This window comes from Mesorhizobium sp. FG116 (genome assembly GCF_057809835.1).
Genome location: NZ_JBMDKS010000019.1, coordinates 47,218 through 65,710, shown reverse-complemented (window position 1 = coordinate 65,710; position 18,493 = coordinate 47,218). Strand labels below are relative to the sequence as shown.

Sequence of the window (18,493 nt, the reverse complement as noted above, 5' to 3'; positions counted from 1 at the left end):
CTCTTCAGGCGTGGTTCTCCTCCGTGCGAGCGGACGCCTGCGGTTTCTGCCGAAGCTGCCAGCGCTGGAGCAGTTCCTCGATCTCCCAGCGGCTAACCAGTCCCTGGGGCCTGATCGTCAGCGTTGCGACGATCATCAGCGCAAGCACAGCCGTGGTAAGCCCCGGTGCCTCGCTGAGATTGATGCTGCCGATCGAAAAGCCGTTCTCCAAGCGGCGCAGCACCTCCGTCAGGATGGTGATGAGCGCGGCGCCAGCCACCGCGCCGGTGATCGATCTGCCGCCGACGATGACCATGGTGACCAGCACGAACGTCAACTCGAAATGGAATGCCTTGGGCAGGATGGCGCCGATGTAGTGCGCATAGAGAGCGCCCGCGATTGCCGCACCTGCGGCGCTGGCTACCCACATCACATAGCGGCTGTTGAGGATGTCGACGCCGGCGGCCTGGCCCGCGATGGGGTCGTCGGCGCAGGCGCGCAGCCCGAGCCCGGTGTTGGAATCACGCAGCAGACGGGCCACGACTATGGTCAGCGCCAGCAGCGCCACGCACCAGCCAAGCGTCGTGTATTCGGGAATGCCGCTGAAAGCTTTCGAGCCGCGGGTCAACTGCTCGGCATTCGACAGCAGCGTATAGACGATGACCATGAAGCCGAGCGTCGCCACCGCCGCGGCCGCCCCGCTCAACCGCACGAAGACACGCCCGATCGCGGCAGCAACAGCCACCGCGATCACCGTGCCGATCAGCATCGCCGGCAGGAAGCTGATCTGGGCTTCGCGGATAAAGGCCGGCGCATCCGGAATACCGATCGCCTTGATTGCCGGGTCGGCGGTAAACAGTGCCGACCCGTAGGCGCCGAGCGCCATGAAGCCGACATGGCCGAAGGAAATGTTGCCGGAATTGCCGGCATAGGTCTGCAGCGAGATCGCGGCGATGACGTTGATAAGGAACACCATCAGGATGCGCATGTCGGTCGTCGAACCGGCCAGCGCCACGATCGCGACGATCGCCAGCAAGATGGCCAGCAGCAGCGCCGAGCCGACGAGTGACTGCTTCCACCATTTTCCGGAAAGCATGTTCATACCCGCTGCTCCGCAGTCAGACGCACGCCGAAAATTCCGCCCGGGCGCCAGCGCAGGATGACGATGGCGATAAGGAAGACGATGGCGTCGAGATAAGGGCTGAAATTGTCCGACAGGAGCGCGTCCGAACCGACCTCGAGGAAGGCCAGCAAGAAGCCGCCGACGATCGCCGCAGGCAGGCTGCCAAGACCGCCGATTACGCAGGCGATGAAGCCCTTCAGCATCGGCTCGAAGCCCGAACTCGGCACGACGTTTGGTACGGTCGCGAAGTAGAACAGCGCCGCGATGCCTGCCAGCATGCCCGACAGCACGAAAGCGCCGACGAACAGAGCGTTGGCCTTCACACCCATCAGCCGCGTCGTCTGGAAATCGTCGGCGGCGGAGCGCAGCGCGAGGCCGATGACGGTCTTGCGCAGGAACAGCGTCAGGCCGAACACGATCGTCGCGGTGATGAGGATGATAGCGATGTCCAGCCACTGCACCCGCATGCCGCCGATGCGAAACGAGGCATCGACGAAGGCGGGCAGCTCGATGCCCTTCGGCCTTGCGCCGAAGGTGAGCAGGAAAATGCTCTGCAGCGCCACCGAGACGGCAAAGGAGGTCATCAACAGCGTCAGCGGCTGTGCGTTTCGAAGTCGCCGGTAGGCGACGCGTTCGAGGATCAATGCTGCGACAACGGACGCCGCGATTGCCGCGATCACCGCCAGCACCCAGTTCCAGCCGGAGGCAAGCGTCATGTAGAGTGTAAAGCCGGCCGTCGTCATCAGCTCGCCATGGGCGAAGTTCGCCAGGCGCAGGATGCTGAACAGGATGGCGACGCCGAGCGCCACCAGGGCATAAATCGACCCAAGCGACAGGGCGTTGATGAATTGCTGAAAGGCAAGCTGCATTAGGCGTGCTCCCGCTCGCCGAGATAGGCTTTCTCGAGTGTGGTTGCGTTGATGGTGCCGGCGGCGCCCGAAAGCTCGAGCCTGCCCTGGGCCAGCACATAGGCGCGGTCCGCGATCGACAGGGCCCGCTCGGCGTTCTGCTCGACCAGCAGGATGGTGACCTTGCGCCGCTTCAGTTCGGCGATGATCTCGAAGATGGTGTTGACGATGATGGGCGCGAGGCCGAGCGACGGCTCGTCGAGCAGCAAAAGCTTCGGTCGGGCCAGAAGGGCGCGCGCGATTGCAACCTGCTGCTGCTCGCCACCCGACAGCAGCCCCGCCTGCTCGTGGGCGCGGCGGCGGGTGATCGGAAACATGTCCTCCAGCGCCTGCCTCTCCCGGTCGAACTCGGCGGTGGACAGCGCAGCCGCGCCGAGCCGCAGGTTCTCGCGCACGGTCATGTTGGAGAACAGCCGCCTGCCTTCCGGCACCAGCGCAAGGCCGGAACGGATGATCGCCTCGGTCGGCTTGCGCGTGATGTCCTCGCCGGCGAAGACCAGCCGGCCGCCACTGCGCGGCGCGAGCCCGACGATGGCATTGAGCGTGCTCGACTTGCCGGCTCCGTTGGCGCCGAGGAGAACGACGGTTTCGCCTTCCGAGATCTCCATATCGAGCTGCCGCACGGCATGCACCGTGCCGTAGGACACCGACAGGCCAGCGATCGAAAGGATAGCGCCCTGCGTGGCCATGAACCTCGTATCTCCCCTCGTTTTTATCTGGATACCGACCGGGGTCTATATCCACTATACGGATACTATATCCTAAAAAGTAACACGTGCCTACCCTGCCCGCAAGCGGGAATCGGGCTCCCTGTCGCGACATTTCAACGATGGGACGGAGTGGCGGAAACCAGCGAAGACCAGACCTGAATTCTTCCCTCTCAGGAATGCATCGCTTTGCTTTCCCGATGAACAAAGGCTTGCCCTGATTGCGTCGGCATCTGACGGCAAACTCTGACATTCGCTTATCGGGGGCAATGAAAGGTGTCGCCTGTTCGCCAGCGTGGACAGGTCGGTCGAACGAGGACGGCGCTGCATGACATAAGCTGGTGTGCCGGCGTCCCGCCTCTCGCGTGCCGCAATCAACCAAGTAGAACAGAGGGCTACCAGCGCCATTATCCGAAGCGGGCCATCGCCTTCCAACTCCACCAAGCGTCCTGCTTGCGTACAGTCATAATTTGGATATAGAGTTCATTATATGGATATAAAGACCGGTAAAATGCTTACGGCCGTCAACGCAACGATCTGGCAAGCGGGATCCTGATGTCTTTTCTCGGCGACATGCTGGCTGCCATCACCGAACGTGGCAAGGCGCTGGTCGATTTCAACGCCATCCCACAGGCGGCAACACCGATCGAGCAGATGACCGCGCTGTGCGCGAGCCTCCTCTCATCACGCGGTGAAGCCGGTGCGTTGGCCAGGGCAGCCGAGATCCTTGGACGGTACCGCGACATGGACGCAGCCATGCGGCCGGCGTTCTTCCGGATATTGCTCGACGAATTCGGCCCCGACATGGAGCCGCTGATCGCAGCAGCACGGCGCTTCGCCTCCGCTCCCGACGAGCGCGCGGCCGAAGCTCTGCACCATCTGTCGGAGCCGCGCCGGCAGAATCTCTTCCGCCTGCTCAACCAGACTTCGCGCGGCACGGCCGAGCTCATCGGCATGCGGGCAGACCTGCTGGCGCTGTTGCCCGACAACCGCGACCTCGATCCGGTCGACAAGGATTTCCAGCACCTGTTCCGATCCTGGTTCAATCGTGGCTTCCTGGAACTGCGCCGCATCGACTGGGATACGCCGGCGGCGATCCTCGAACGCATCATCCGCTACGAGGCGGTGCACGAGATCGAGGACTGGCACGATCTGCGCCGGCGCATCGACCCGCCCGACCGGCGGCTTTACGCTTTCTTCCACCCCCGCCTGCGCGACGAGCCGCTGATCTTTGTTGAAGTGGCGCTGGCCAAGACCGCAGCCTCGTCAATCGACGCCATCCTAAGTCCAGACCGCAAGGTGATCCAGGCCGCGCAGGCCGACACGGCCGTGTTCTACTCGATCTCGGATTGCCAGCCCGGCTTGCGCGGCATTTCCTTCGGCAACTTCCTCATCAAGCAAGTGGTCGAGGAACTGCGCAACGAACTGCCGCAACTCACCCGCTTCGTCACGCTGTCGCCGGTGCCGCTTTTCACCCGCTGGCTGGCCAGACAGGACGCCGGCCGGCTTGGCATCGAGGCGGCTGCGCGGCCCGGCTGGTGGAAAAGCCCGGAGACCGCTGCAGCACTGGAGGAGAAGCTTGCGCCGCTGGCCGCTTGGTATCTCACCGGCCCGCGCGACGCTTCGGGCCGCCTGCCAGATCCGGTCGCCCGCTTCCATCTCGGCAACGGCGCACGGCTGGAGCGCATCAATTTCCTGGCCAACACCGGCAATGCCGGCATGGCTTCGTCGCACGGGATCATGGTCAACTATCTTTACAAACTTGACGAGATAGAGCGCAATCATGAGGCCTATGCTTCGGGTCAGCCGGTCGCCGTGTCAGCCGCGGTGCGCCGGCTTGCAACGACCGGCGGGCGGCTGGTCGAATCAGCGATTATCGAGGGGATGAAGTCATGAACGGCAACCTGTTCGCCACCATGGAGGCCGCGATCGCCGATCCGGCGCGGCCGTTCATGCAGGCCGATGGCCGCAAGTCGCTGTCTTACGCGGACATGCTGGCGGCCTCGGCGCGCTATGCCAATCTTCTGGCTTCGCTGGGCGTGAAGCCGGGCGATCGGGTGGCGGTGCAGACCGGCAAGCATGTCGACAGCATCTGGCTCTATCTCGGCTGCCTGCGGGCAGGCGCTGTCTACCTGCCGCTCAATCCGGCCTACACACCGGCCGAGGTAAGCTACTTCGTCGGCGACGCCGAGCCTGCGCTGTTGGTGTGCGAGCCGGCCAGCCTCACCACGCTGCGCGCCGCACTTGGCGCGGCGGTGGGGCGCATCGAGACGCTGGACGCGGCCGGCACCGGCACGCTGCAACAGCTTGCCGGCGACATGCCTACGAACTTCGCCACCGTCGAGACCCGTTCGGATGATCTCGCCGCGATCCTCTATACCTCCGGCACGACGGGCCGCTCGAAGGGCGCGATGATCACTCACGAGAACCTGCGCTCCAACGCGCTCGCCCTCGTCGAGAGCTGGCGCTTCAGCGCCCGCGACGTTCTCCTGCACGCGCTGCCGATCTTTCACACGCACGGACTGTTCGTCGCCATCAACACAGTGATGCTGTCGGGTGCGTCGATGATCTACCTGCCGAAGTTCGACATCGACGCGGTGATGTCGGCCCTGCCGCGCGCCACCACGATGATGGGTGTGCCGACCTTCTACACGAGGTTGCTTGCCGACAGCCGGTTCGACCGCGCGGCCGCCAGCCACATGCGGCTGTTCGTGTCGGGCTCGGCGCCCTTGTCGGCGGAGACGCATCGCGCCTTCACTGCGCTGACCGGCCACGCCATCCTCGAACGCTACGGCATGACCGAGACCAACATGATCACTTCCAACCCCTATGACGGAGAACGCCGGCCGGGCGCTGTCGGCTTCGCCCTGCCGGGTATCACTGTGCGCATCGCCGATCCGGAGACCGGGACGCCGCTGCCGCAGGGCGAGGTCGGCGTCATCGAGCTCAAGGGACCGAACGTCTTTTCCGGCTATTGGCGCATGCCGGAGAAGACGGCGCAGGAATTCCGCCCCGACGGCTTCTTCATCACCGGCGATCTCGGCTACATCGACCCTGACGGCTATTTCACCATCTCCGGCCGCGCCAAGGACCTGATCATCTCGGGCGGCTTCAATGTCTATCCAGCCGAGGTCGAGAACGCGCTCGACGCGCTTGCATCGATCGGAGAGTCAGCGGTGATCGGCCTTCCGCATGCCGATTTCGGTGAGGCGGTGACGGCGGTGGTTACGGCACGCCCCGGCCGCACCATCGACGAGGCTGCAATTCGCGGCGAACTCGAAAGCGTGCTGGCCAAGTTCAAGATCCCGAAGCGCGTTCTGGTCAAGGACGCTCTGCCCCGCAACGCCATGGGAAAAATCCAGAAAAATGCGCTGCGCGAGGAATTCGCCGCGCTGTACGCGGGCTGAACGGAGAGTTCGACACTCCACCAAATCAAACCGACATCCGAGCCAAATATCTTGATGACGGCCATCGACCACTACCCGGCTGGTTTCCGGTCATTGATTTCAAGTCGTTACAGTTGATGGGGCGGCCGGGTTGAAAACTTGTTTGAAGATGATACTTTTCTAATAGAAAGATTTGACACTGGGCAGCCACGCTTGATCTAGCCGGACCCATTCACGCGGAACGAACGCGGGAAATCGGCAAAGGAGTTTCAGCGTGAATTTCAGCCCAAGGATGCAGAGCCGGATCCACGGCTTCGCGCTCGCTGAACCCCTGAACGGACGCATATGGAACGACATCGTCGCGGATGTCTGGACTGTGAAATGCGCCCACGATGCCCATGGCTACTATGTCTCCCCCGATCCGAGGTTGTTCGTAGCGCTTGAACTGGACGAAGGCGCCGCCTTCGAAATAGGTATCGTCGACACCACAACCGTCGCCAGACACCGGACGCCGCTTTCCATGAGCTTTGTGCCTGCTTCCGTTGCCGTGGACGGCAAGGCGCTCAACTTGAAGCGTATCAAGCACCTCGATCTCCATTTCTCGGAGTCCGCCCTGACGCGGAAGTTCGGCAAGGCGCTTTCTCGCGACCGGTTGCTCGATCCGAAGCTAAATTTCCTCGATAGCCAGATGAGCGCGCTTACCACGGCCATAGCCGACGAATGCACCAATCCGAATCCGCTTCACGATCTCTACGGAGAAAACCTGGTAACCGCCCTCTTCGCGCTTCTGTTCGACATCAGACAAGACAGCGGCAATCGCAGGCCTGCACTCTCGCGCCGCCAGTTGAAAATCGTCACCGACTATATGGAAACGCACTGCCTGGAGCCGATCCGGCTGCGCGATCTGGCAGCGCTCGCCGACCTGTCGGAAACATATTTCAGCCACGCCTTCAAATCCTCGACCGGCGTGCCGCCGCACCGTTGGCAAATGCAGGCGCGCATTCGCAAGGTCCAGCAGATGTTGACGCTCGACACCCTGACACTAACCGAGATCGCTTCTGTAGCGGGCTTCTCGGACCAGGCGCATTTCACCAGGGTGTTCAAAAAGGTGGTTGGCCTGACACCTGCTGATTGGCGCCGCGACTACGCGCGCGGTGCGTGACATTTCTGCATCAAATTAGTTGGAACGCAGCCAAACCGCCAAAAACGCGCAATTGCGCGAAGAAACATGCAATCCCCGCTTTAAAACTTGATGTAACCGGTCATGTTATACGCGACCCATCGCTTCATGCCGGGACGCAGGGGACAAGCAGGGGTGTACACGATGATTGGAGTTGGCGGGTTCCGGGCATTTTTGGCCGGCAGCGTGGCGGCAGCGGCATTGCTGCAGCCGGTAATGGCAAACGCACAACAAGGCGGGACCGTCGAACTCGGCGAGGTTGTCGTCGAAGGCCAGGCCGGTGGAACCGAGAACGGCACGGGCGTTGGCACGGTCAAAGGCGTTGTCGCCAAGAAGACCCGCACCGGCTCTAAAACCGCGACAGAGCTGAAAGAAATCCCGCAGTCTGTTTCGGTGGTAGGCAAGGAGCAGATGTACCTGCAAAGCCCGCAGAAGGTCGATGAGGCGCTCCGCTACGTGCCGGGCGTCAACCCTTCGACCTTCGGCACGGACGCCGATACGGACTGGCTATTCGTACGCGGCTTCCAGGCCGACCAGACGGGCATCTTCCTGGACGGCCTGTCGTTCTACCAGACAGGCTTCGGCACCTTCCTGATGGACCCGTTCTTCCTTGAGCGCATCGAGGTCGTCAAAGGCCCCTCCTCGGCTCTCTACGGCGGTGGCAATCCAGGCGGCTTCGTAAACTATGTCAGCAAGCGCCCCGGCGAACGGCATCGCTATGTTGAAACCGGCGTGAACAGCTTCGGCAACGGCTATGTCGGCTTCGACATCGGCGACGAGGCAAGCCCCGACGGTGTTTTCAGCTACCGCGTGAACGGAAAGATTTCAGGCGGCTCCTGGGAAACCGACCAGTCGAAGGACCTGCGCGGCATGATCGCGCCGAGCTTCAAGTGGCAGCCCGATGACGCCACCAGCCTGACCGTTCTGGCGTCGTTCGGCAAAACCGATCTCACACACACAAGCACCGGCTTCCTGCCATACTATGGAACGGTCGTTGATGCGCCCGGCGGCATAAGGATTCCGCGCGACTTCTTCTACGGTGAGAAGGATGTGGAACTCTACGACCGCACGCAGGCAATGATCGGTTACGAATTCTCCCATACGTTCGACAACGGCTGGACCGTACGCCAAAATCTGCGTTACGCGACCGTCTCACTCGATGAAGACGGCATGTATGGCAACGCGTGGAGCGGAAGCCTTACCGGCTCACTGCTGCCGCGGTACCGGTTCGGCCATGACACCACGGTCAATACGTTCACCGTAGACAATCAGCTCGAGGGCGGTTTCCAAACAGGCGGGCTCGACCACACGCTGATACTGGGCCTCGACTACAGGTACTACAATATCGACGAAGTCCAGACGTTCGGAGGCGGTACAGATATCGATGTACTCAATCCGGTCTACGGCGTTCCGCAGGCGCCAGCTCCGCTGTGGTCTGACAGCGACCTTACACTCAATCAGGTTGGCATCTATGCACAGGATCAGATCCGGTTCGGCGATGGCTGGATCGCGACACTGAATGGCCGCTACGATATCGCCTCGACCAACCTCGACAATCGCATCGCCAGCACCGAGACGAAGGCCGACGCGGGCAAGTTTTCCGGCCGTGCCGGCATCGCCTACGAATTCGACAATGGCCTGACACCCTATCTGAGCTACTCGACCTCGTTCAGCCCAACGCTGACACCGGACGGCCTGGGCGGACTGGTGGATCCAGAAACGGCGCAGCAATGGGAGGCCGGCATAAAATGCGCTCCCACTGGTTTCGATGGCCTGTTTTCCTTGGCTGTTTTCGACCTGACCAGACAGAACGTCGCCTCGACTTCGCCTAGCAATCCGTTGGTCACCCAGGCAATCGGCGAAGTCAATGTGCGCGGCATAGAGCTTGGCGTGCAGGCAAATCTGACGGATGGCTGGAAGGTGCTCGGCGGCTTGACCTATCTCGATGCCGAGGTAACGAAGGCGGTTGGTACCTGGGATGCCGTGGCAGTTGGCCTGACGCCGATCCAGATTCCAGACCTTACGGCCTCGCTCTGGCTGGACTACACGGTCAGGAGTGGCGCGCTCGAAGGTCTCGGCGTGGGTGCTGGCGTCCGATATGTGGGCGAATCGTGGGCGGACCGCACCAATACGCTTGAGGTGCCGGACGTGGCCTTGATCGACGCGGCCATCCGCTACGACCACGACAACTGGGGGGTGGCCCTCAATGTGTCCAACCTCTTCGACAAGGAATATGTATCGACCTGCCAGGGCATAGGCTCGTGCGGCTACGGTGCTGGCCGAACCTTCACCCTCAAAGCCTACGCAAAGTGGTGACCAGGGCATCTGGAAACAGAACTTCTTCAGAAGGGGGCGGCCCAGCCGCCCCCGTTTTGACGTCTAGGGAAGCAGTGGCTGAATCTCTTTTTCAATTGGCAGGTGTCGGCTTTTCCGCCTCGGGCAAGCAGATTCTGCATCCGCTCGACCTCCGCCTCGAGCCGGGTCGCATCTACGGTCTTGTCGGATCGAACGGGTCGGGAAAGAGCACGCTGGTCAAGATGCTGGCCAGGCAGCAGCGCCCTACATCGGGCGGCATCCATCTCCTTGGCAAGGACCTGTCGGCCTATGGCGACCGCGACTTCGCGCGTTCCGTTGCCTACATGCCGCAATTCACCCCACCGGCCGAAGGCATGACTGTTCGCGAACTGGTCGGGCTGGGGCGCTTCCCCTGGCATGGCGCGCTCGGTCGCTTCAGCGCTAGTGACGGCGAAAAGGTCGAACAGGCCCTGAACCAGACCGACTTGCTTCGTTTTGCCGACCGAATGGTCGACAGCCTCTCCGGGGGCGAGCGGCAGCGCGCGTGGCTCGCGATGATGCTGGCGCAGGATACGCGATGCCTGCTGCTGGACGAGCCGACTTCCGCGCTGGACATCGCCCATCAGGTCGACATGCTGACGCTCATCCAGACTCTTAGCCGCGAAGCCGGCATCGGTGTCGTCGTCGTGCTGCACGACATCAACATGGCGGCGCGAACCTGTGATGAGATCATCGCGCTGAGAGGCGGGCGCATCGTCGCGCACGGCACTCCGGGCGAAATCCTGAACGGCGAGGTGCTTGACCGCATCTATGGCCTCCCAATGGGCATACTCCCGCATCCGGCCACCGGCGCTCCGATCGGTTACGTGCTTTGAACGCGATGGCCGCGCAACTCACCAGACGGCGGTTGCTGGCGCTAGCGGGCGCAGCCGTGCTGCTTCCCGCTTCTTTGCGTGCTGCCGGCCCACGCGTTGCCGCCATCGACTGGGGTTTGCTGGAGACGGCACTCGCCATAGGTGCCCCGCCCGTCGCGGCGACAGAACTGATCCAGTTCCGCAAGATCGTCGTCGAGCCACAGGTGCCAAAGGAAGTTGCAGATCTCGGTCTTCGCGGCACGCCCAGTTTCGAGCTGCTTCGCATCGTTGCGCCGGATCTGATCTTGATTTCCGGGTTCTACGAATATCAGCGCGCCGCCCTTGAACGCATCGCGCCGGTTCTTTCCCTGCCGGTCTACGAGGCCGGCATCCCGCCTTTTGCACTGGCTCAATCATCCATGCTGGCGCTTGGCGAGCGGCTTGGCCGCGCCGATGCCGCGAAAACCTATGCCGAGGAAACGCTTGCCGAGCTTATTCGACTTCGCGCAGCTTTCCAGCCGCTGTCGTCGCGCCCGGTCTTCGTAATCAGCCTCGGCGATTCTCGTCACTTTCGCGCCTTTGGCGCAGACTCGATGTTCGGAGATGTGCTCGGCTGCCTCGGCCTGACCAACGCATGGACCGACGATACCAGCTACAGCGCGGCTGCCCCGGTTGGCCTTGAAGCCATGGCACGCGTTCCAGACGCGGCCATCGTCATCATTTCACCCTTGCCGCCGGAAGTCCGGCGCGCCCTGCCCGACAATGCCCTTTGGAACGCGCTGCCCGCCGTGCGTGAAAAGCGCGTCGCGGTGCTCGACCCGATCAACCATTTCGGCGGGTTGCCATCGGCACGTCGCTTCGCGCGTCTGCTCGGCGACGCCATGCTGACCGGTCAAGGCAATGGTTGAGCGCGTGCGAATGCCTTTCGTCCTCTGGGGCGGCATGGCGCTGGTGGCGGCGCTGCTGTTTGCCATGAGGCTCGGCACGCAGCAGGAAGGTTTGTCGTCCGTAGCAGGTGTCGACCTCGAGCAGATCATCCTGTTCTACAGCGTTCTGCCGCGCGCTGCCGTGGCGCTTCTCGCGGGCGCGGCACTCGGGCTGTCGGGCCTTCTCCTGCAACGCATCTTGCGCAATCCACTCGCCGAACCGTCCACGCTCGGTATTTCGTCCGGCGCACAACTGGCCATGGCCGCAGCCGGCATCTATGCGCCGACCTTGATGGAATATTCGCAAGGGCTGGTCGCGTTCTCCGGTGGCATTGCGGCGGTCGCCCTCATACTTGCCCTGACATGGCGGCGCGGTCTGGAGCCGGTTTCCGTCGTGCTTGCCGGCATGATGGTGGCTCTGACCGCCGGATCGGCAAGCGCAGCACTTATCCTGGCCAATGGCGAATACATGTTCTCGCTATTCATCTGGGGCGGCGGCTCTCTCGTACAACAAAGTTGGGACCCAACAATCAAGATCGCCACCTGTGTCGTCGTGGGGTTTGGCGCAGCCGCCCTCATGTTGCGTCCGTTGGCGATACTCGGCCTGGACGACGCATCGGCGCGCAATCTCGGTGTCGCCCTCAACACCAGCCGGTTCGCAATCATCGCGCTGGCGGTATGGATGGCCACGACTGTAGCGGCCGAGGTCGGCATCATCGGTTTCGTTGGCTTGGCCGCGCCTGCGCTTGCCACGATTTCCGGCGCACGCTCGCTCAGCCAGAAGCTTGTGGCGGCACCGCTCATCGGCGCAATCCTTCTATGGCTGACCGACGGACTTGTTCAGCTTGCCGCCGGTCCGGGCGGCGAACGCATCCCTACCGGTGCAGCAACCGCGCTGCTCGGCGGACCTCTGCTTTTGTGGTTGTTGCCGCGCTTGCGCATGTTCGAGTGGCCATCGCTCAGTTCCGGCACCAGCCACAGCCGCCGCGCCTTGCATCCGTGGCGGATCGCGCTTCTCGCTTGCATCGCAACTCTCGTTGCGGCCGTCGTCGCGCTCATCATCGGCAAAGGCCCCGCCGGATGGTCTGTCGCGACCGGTGAGTTGTTGACCGACATGATCGACTGGCGTGCTCCACGCATCGCCGTTGCCGCCGCCGCTGGTGGCATGTTGGCCGTCGCCGGCGTCGTGATCCAGCGGGTCACCGGCAACCCGCTCGCAAGCCCCGAAGTGCTGGGCGTCGGCACGGGCGCCGGTGCCGGACTGGCCCTTGTGCTCATCATCGGCGGCACTGCTGGCCTTGGCTGGCAGTTCGCGGGTTCCGCCATGGGATCGCTTACCGCCATCATCGTCATCCTGGCGATCGGATCGGGCGGCAATCTTGGCCCTGAGAGGCTGCTCTTTGCGGGCATCGCCATGAATGCACTGTGCAGCGCCATCCTCACCGCGATCATCGCGCTCGGAAACATGCAATCCTACACGCTGCTGCGCTGGTTGAGCGGTTCGACCGCTCAGGCAACGGGGTTCGATGGCTGGATTGCTCTGGCGGGCCTCATTGTTTTGACAGCGCCGCTGATTGTCCTGGCGCGCTGGCTTGATATTCTCCCGCTTGGTGGGCCGGTGTCGCGAGGGCTTGGCGTACCAATAAGGCTTGGACGGTTCATTCTCATCGCGGTTGCGGCATTGCTCAGCGCGCTGGCATCGATGTTCGTTGGGCCGTTGAGCTTCATCGGTCTGATCGCGCCGCATCTCGCCCGCATGCTCGGCCTTGGGCGCGCGCGCGAACACCTCATCGGCGCGCTGCTGGTCGGCACCACGCTTATGATCGTGTCGGATTGGCTGTCGAGGATGGTGGCGTTTCCGTACCAGCTTCCGGTTGGTCTTTTCGCGTCGTTGCTCGGCGGGCCATATCTGGTCTACCTGCTAGGAAAAGGGGTTCCGCGCCATGGCTGAGATGCCGAGATTCCTGACAGCGTCCGCCGAAATCCAGCTTTCGTCGCCCGAAGAGATCATGCGGCGGCTTTGCGCGCATTTTCGCGAGCACGGCGAAGTCACCGTCGAGGGCAAATGCAGCCGTATCGATACGGGGTTCGGCATCGCCGGCGTGGAGGCGTGCGAGCGCTGCCTCAAGGTCTTCGCCGAAGGTCGCGACGCTACCGCGCTGGCCTATGTCAAGCTGGCGGTCGCGGAACACCTCCTGCATTACGCTGCTGCCGACAAGCCGACAATCGTCTGGCGAGGTGACGGCGCTGCCGGCCAGCCATTGCCCTACTTCCGCGAAATGCGCGTGGTCCGTACCTCCGATGTGACGCCGCATATGCGCCGGGTGACGCTCTCCGGAACGGACCTTCAGCGGTTCGCTTCCGGCGGACTGCATGTCAGGCTGCTGCTGCCCAAGGAAAAGTCCACCCCCCACAAATGGCCGGTGACCGGTGAAGACGGCCGACCAAGCTGGCCTACCGACGCTGCCAGGCCGGATGTCCGCATCTACACCATCCGCAGCATCGACGTGGCCAAGGGCGAACTCGATATCGATTTCGTCATGCACGATGGCGAAGGCATGCCGGGGGCGCGGTTTGCGTCGACCGCAAGCCCCGGCGATGTCGTGGGCATGACCGGACCGGGCGGCGGTTCGATTGGAAATGCCGACTGGTACCTTCTGGCCGGCGACGAAACGGCGCTTCCCGCAATTGGCCGTATCCTGGAAACACTTCCGGAAAATGCGCACGCCGTGGTCCGCATCGAGGTTGCAAACGAGAGCGAGCAGCAGGAACTGCCCACCAGCGCTTCGCTGGACATTCGTTGGCTGTACCGCGATAACGTCGAGCCCGGTCACTCCGACATTTTGGCCAAAGCGGTACGCGCTGTGGATTGGCCTCGGGATGGTCGGTCGGTTTTTGCCTGGGCCGGCTGCGAACACCGGAGCTTCCGTGCTATCCGAAAATATCTGCGCGAAGAGCGTAAGCTTACCCGCGACCAGCATCTCGTCGTCGCGTATTGGCGGCGCGGGTTTGACGGTGACAACGCCAGAAAGGATGAAGCCTGACGCCCGCGACATTGCCGCCGTGCCGGGTATCTAGCCATTTGCCATGATCCGTCGTTTCTTTGAATATTACCGTCCCTGGAAGGGCCTGTTCCTTCTCGATTTCAGCTGCGCCGTATTTTCGGGGCTGCTCGAGCTCGGCTTTCCGGTGGCGGTCAAAGGTTTTGTCGACAACCTTCTGCCCACGCAGCAATGGACAATGATCCTGCTGGCGGCAGCGGTGTTGCTGGCAGTTTATATCCTCAACACCGGCCTCATGGCCGTCGTCGTCTATTGGGGTCACAAGCTCGGCATCAACATCGAAACCGAGATGCGCCGCAGAAGCTTCGACCATCTGCAAAAGCTGTCCTTCAATTTCTACGACAACAACAAGACGGGCCACCTCGTGGCACGCATCACGAAGGATCTCGAGGAAATCGGCGAAGTTGCGCATCACGGCCCCGAAGACCTCTTCATCGCCGTGATGACCTTCATCGGCGCCTTCGTGCTGATGTTCTGGATAAACCCGCAGCTTGCGCTCATCACCGCTGCCGTGGTGCCCGTCGTCGCCTGGGTCACCAGCCGCTATGGCGGCCGCATGACGCGCAACTGGCAATCGCTTTATGGCCGGGTCGGCGACTTCAACGTGCGGCTTGAAGAAAACCTCGGCGGCATGCGGGTGGTTCAGGCCTTCGGCAACGAGGACCATGAGCGCGGCCTGTTTGCCAGGGACAACGCAGGCTACCGCGACACCAAGCTTGCCGCATATCGCATCATGGCCGCCAGCAATTCGCTGAGTTACCTGAGCATGCGGCTGGTTCAATTGATCGTCATGGTTGCCGGCAGCTATTTCGTTTTGACGGGCCAGCTTTCCAATGGCGGCTTTGTCGGCTTTTTGTTGCTCGTCACCGTATTTTTCCGGCCGATCGACAAGATCAACTCCGTCATCGAGACCTATCCGAAAGGCATTGCCGGCTTTCGGCGCTACCTGAACCTTCTCGACACCGAGCCCGACATTGCCGATAGCCCGACCGCAAGAGTGGTGGGAAGCCTGAAGGGCCACATCGTCTATCGCGGCGTGACTTTCGGCTACACGAAAAACCGCCCCGTATTGCGCAATGCAAGTCTTGAGATCGCCGCCGGCGAAACGGTCGCGTTCGTCGGCCCTTCTGGGGCGGGTAAGACCACGTTCTGTTCGTTGCTGCCACGCTTTTACGAAATCCAGTCCGGCACGATAACCATTGACGACATCGACATTCGCGACATGACGCTGGCGTCGTTGCGCGGCCAGATCGGCATCGTGCAGCAGGATGTGTTCCTGTTCGGCGGTTCGATCCGCGACAACATCGCCTATGGCCGGCTCGACGCCCGCGAGGACGAGATCGTCGAGGCGGCGCGGCGGGCGCGGCTGGAACAGATGATAGCGGCCCTGCCCGATGGACTCGACACCATCATCGGCGAGCGCGGCGTAAAATTGTCCGGCGGCCAGAAGCAGCGGCTGTCGATCGCCCGTATGTTCCTGAAGAATCCGCCAATCCTGATCCTCGACGAGGCGACCTCGTCTCTGGATACCGAAACCGAACGCGAGATCCAGCAGTCGCTGGCTGAACTCTCGCAAGGCCGCACGACACTCGTCATCGCGCACCGCCTCGCCAGCATCCAGCACGCCGACCGCATCGTCGTAGTCGACCGGTCAGGCGTAGTGGAACAGGGCAGCCATGAACATTTGATCGCCGGTGGCGGTCTCTACAGCCGGTTGCATGCCGCCCAAAATGACGTTGCCGGGCGACGGAAGAAAAGCAGCGGACGACACTCTCAATAGGTTGGCAAACCATGTTTACAGGAAAGCAGATGCGTTCGACGAAGACCTTCGTGGTCATGCTGACATTCATGGCGGTGTTCTCGAGCCTTGGCGCGAATGCGCAGGAGGCTGTGCCGCAAACAAGCGCTCCGGCAACCACGATGCAGGCGGACCAACCGCAGCAAGCGGCTCCATCTGCAAACCAGGCCGAGCCGCAACAACCGGCGGCGAATGAAATCGTAGGCGAAAACGTCAATGAGAATTTCGCCCTCCCTCACAATCTCTCTCCGTGGGGCATGTTCCTCAACGCCGACATTGTGGTCAAAGCCGTGATGATCGGGCTCGCCTTTGCATCGCTGGTCACGTGGACGGTGTGGCTGGCAAAGACTCTTGAGCTCTTCCTTGCACGAATTGCCGCGCAGCGCGCCATGAGCACCATCGTCCAGGCACGCACGCTTGACGATGCCCACGCGGCGCTTGGCAGCAAGCGCGGCGCAGCCAACCTTTTGGTCGAGGCCGCGCAGCAGGAGGTGGATTTATCCCGTAACGCGCTGGATCATTCGGGCGGCAACGGACTGAAGGAACGCGTTACGTCGCGGCTAAGCCGCATCGAGGCGCAGGCCAGCCGGCGAATGACACGCGGCACTGGCCTGCTTGCCACCATCGGCTCAACCGCGCCGTTCGTCGGGCTATTCGGCACGGTGTGGGGCATCATGAACGCGTTTATCGGCATATCTGAAGCCCAGACCACCAACCTTGCCGTCGTCGCTCCTGGTATTGCCGAGGCGCTGCTCGCCACCGCGCTCGGGCTGGTTGCGGCCATTCCGGCGGTCGTCATCTACAACGTCTTTGCCCGCGCCATTGCGGGCTACAGGCAAGTTCTGGCCGATGCATCCGCAGGCGTGGAGCGGCTTGTCAGCCGCGATCTCGACTACCGCACCGTGTCTCCGCAGACTGTGGCGTAGGGAGATCTGGCATGGCCGGAAAGATTCGAGAAAACATTGGCGATGAACTCGAAGAGACGCATGAGATCAACGTCACGCCGTTTATCGACGTCATGCTTGTCTTGCTCATCATCTTCATGGTGGCAGCACCTCTGGCAACCGTGGATGTCAATGTCGACCTGCCCGGCTCCACCGCCGTTGCAACCCCGCGGCCCGACAAGCCGGCGTTCTTGACGCTGAAACAGGACCTGTCGCTCTCGCTAGGCAACGAGACACTGCCGCGTGAGGGTTTCGCGCAGGCTCTCGGCAGGCTGACCGAGAACAACAAGGACACGAGAATATTCCTGCGTGCCGACAAGTCCGTTGACTATGGCGCGTTGATGGACGTCATGAACCTGCTGCGTGCCGCCGGCTATCTCAAGGTAGCTCTTGTTGGCATCGAGACCGTGCCCGAGGAGTAATGAGCAAACCGGCCGAATTATCGCTGGCAGGCCCGCCTTCGTTTCGGGAAGCAGGGCTTTGGACTACGGCCGCAGCCGTGGTGTTGCTGACGCATGCGGTCTTTGCCTTTGCAATCCATTCGGCCGAGCCTTCAAATCCGCTTGCGGACGCGGAAGAACAGGCCTTGACGATAGATTTGACGCCGATCCCGATCGCGGCTGCAGAAGCCGTTCTCCCTGAAGTCGTCCCGGAGGAACCAGTAGACACCATCTCGCAGGTCGAGGAGCCCCCGCCAGACGTCGTCGAAACTGAAGAGACTGTGACGCCAGACGAGCCCATTGAACCGGTTGACGAAGTCACCCCCGAGGAGGTTACGCCGGAAGAAGTCGTCGAGGCCGAACCGGAAGAGGTTGTACCAGAAACTGTTGAGCCGGAGGTGGTCCTGCCCGCCAAACCCGAGCCTAAGAAGGAAGTGAAGAAGCCCAAGCCGGTGAAAAAGCCTGAACGGCAGCCGAAAAAGCTTCAGGCCGAAAATAAGAAGGTTGCAAAACCCGCCCCACAAGCCGCGCAAGCGCCCAAGGCATCGACCGCGCCGAAAATAAGCCCCAACGCGTGGAACAAGGCTGTTCGAGCTGCCGTCGCTCGGCGGGCTGCAAGTGTGAGCGGCATGAGTGGCACCGTTGGCGTGCAGTTTGTGGTTGGGGCGTCAGGCCAAATCCTGTCGGCTGGCGTCTCATCATCATCAGGCATCGCGAAACTAGACAACGCAGCGCTTCGAATGGTGCGTACGGCACGCATTCCACCTCAGCCTCCGGGGTTGTCCGGCACGCCTCAATCCTTCGGCATCACCCTGGCATTTCAGTAGCGGCCGTCTGATATCCACCCGCCGCCATCGCCATAAATTTGGATGTCAGCATTCGGTTGAACTG

The 18,493-nt window shown here is 62.2% G+C and carries 15 protein-coding genes; 12 read left to right on the top strand and 3 right to left on the bottom strand.

Features of this window, described 5'->3' with window-relative positions:
* Positions 1–4: 4 nt before the first annotated feature.
* From ACODTY_RS15615 to ACODTY_RS15605, 3 genes are read right to left on the bottom strand one after another with little or no spacing between them, the layout of a single operon-like run.
* On the bottom strand, positions 5–1,081 hold the full coding sequence (locus ACODTY_RS15615; protein ID WP_488995130.1) for a branched-chain amino acid ABC transporter permease: 1,077 nt from the start codon (positions 1,079–1,081) through the stop codon (positions 5–7).
* On the bottom strand, positions 1,078–1,971 hold the full coding sequence (locus tag ACODTY_RS15610; protein ID WP_488995129.1) for a branched-chain amino acid ABC transporter permease: 894 nt from the start codon (positions 1,969–1,971) through the stop codon (positions 1,078–1,080). The genes ACODTY_RS15615 and ACODTY_RS15610 overlap by 4 nt, the downstream gene beginning before the upstream one ends.
* A complete protein-coding gene (locus tag ACODTY_RS15605) occupies positions 1,971–2,699 on the bottom strand; it encodes an ABC transporter ATP-binding protein (protein WP_488995128.1) in 729 nt (242 codons plus the stop codon). Before ACODTY_RS15605 ends, ACODTY_RS15610 begins: the two co-directional genes overlap by 1 nt.
* Positions 2,700–3,266: 567 nt before the next feature.
* Between ACODTY_RS15605 and ACODTY_RS15600 the strand changes: the two genes are divergently transcribed.
* The 12 genes from ACODTY_RS15600 (at position 3,267) to ACODTY_RS15545 (ending at position 18,429) form a co-directional block, all read left to right on the top strand.
* Complete coding sequence (locus tag ACODTY_RS15600; RefSeq protein ID WP_488995167.1) at positions 3,267–4,613, top strand: malonyl-CoA decarboxylase domain-containing protein; 1,347 nt, start codon at positions 3,267–3,269, stop codon at positions 4,611–4,613.
* Positions 4,610–6,124, top strand: coding sequence for a malonate--CoA ligase (locus ACODTY_RS15595; protein ID WP_488995127.1), 1,515 nt, complete (start codon positions 4,610–4,612; stop codon positions 6,122–6,124). Before ACODTY_RS15600 ends, ACODTY_RS15595 begins: the two co-directional genes overlap by 4 nt.
* Positions 6,125–6,377: 253 nt before the next feature.
* Positions 6,378–7,265, top strand: a complete 888-nt coding sequence (locus ACODTY_RS15590) for an AraC family transcriptional regulator (protein WP_488995126.1) — start codon at positions 6,378–6,380, stop codon at positions 7,263–7,265.
* Positions 7,266–7,499: 234 nt separating this feature from the next.
* A complete protein-coding gene (locus ACODTY_RS15585; protein ID WP_488995125.1) occupies positions 7,500–9,599 on the top strand; it encodes a TonB-dependent siderophore receptor in 2,100 nt (699 codons plus the stop codon).
* Between the two features lie 74 nt (positions 9,600–9,673).
* Complete coding sequence (locus tag ACODTY_RS15580) at positions 9,674–10,453, top strand: ATP-binding cassette domain-containing protein (RefSeq protein WP_488995124.1); 780 nt, start codon at positions 9,674–9,676, stop codon at positions 10,451–10,453.
* A 5-nt stretch (positions 10,454–10,458) separates the two neighbouring features.
* Entirely contained in the window at positions 10,459–11,340 is an 882-nt protein-coding gene (locus ACODTY_RS15575; protein ID WP_488995166.1) for an iron-siderophore ABC transporter substrate-binding protein, read from the top strand.
* Between the two features lie 10 nt (positions 11,341–11,350).
* Positions 11,351–13,309, top strand: coding sequence for a Fe(3+)-hydroxamate ABC transporter permease FhuB (gene fhuB / locus ACODTY_RS15570; protein ID WP_488995123.1), 1,959 nt, complete (start codon positions 11,351–11,353; stop codon positions 13,307–13,309).
* Positions 13,302–14,402 (top strand): DUF2218 domain-containing protein, encoded by a 1,101-nt coding sequence (locus tag ACODTY_RS15565; RefSeq protein ID WP_488995122.1) that lies wholly within the window; start codon positions 13,302–13,304, stop codon positions 14,400–14,402. Before fhuB ends, ACODTY_RS15565 begins: the two co-directional genes overlap by 8 nt.
* Before the next feature lie 43 nt (positions 14,403–14,445).
* Positions 14,446–16,200, top strand: coding sequence for an ABC transporter ATP-binding protein (locus ACODTY_RS15560; protein WP_488995121.1), 1,755 nt, complete (start codon positions 14,446–14,448; stop codon positions 16,198–16,200).
* 29 nt (positions 16,201–16,229) lie between these two features.
* Positions 16,230–17,144, top strand: a complete 915-nt coding sequence (gene exbB, locus ACODTY_RS15555; RefSeq protein WP_488995120.1) for a tonB-system energizer ExbB — start codon at positions 16,230–16,232, stop codon at positions 17,142–17,144.
* An 11-nt stretch (positions 17,145–17,155) separates the two neighbouring features.
* A complete protein-coding gene (exbD, locus tag ACODTY_RS15550; protein ID WP_488995119.1) occupies positions 17,156–17,584 on the top strand; it encodes a TonB system transport protein ExbD in 429 nt (142 codons plus the stop codon).
* A gap of 176 nt (positions 17,585–17,760) precedes the next feature.
* Positions 17,761–18,429, top strand: coding sequence for an energy transducer TonB family protein (locus tag ACODTY_RS15545; protein ID WP_488995118.1), 669 nt, complete (start codon positions 17,761–17,763; stop codon positions 18,427–18,429).
* Positions 18,430–18,493 lie beyond the last annotated feature (64 nt).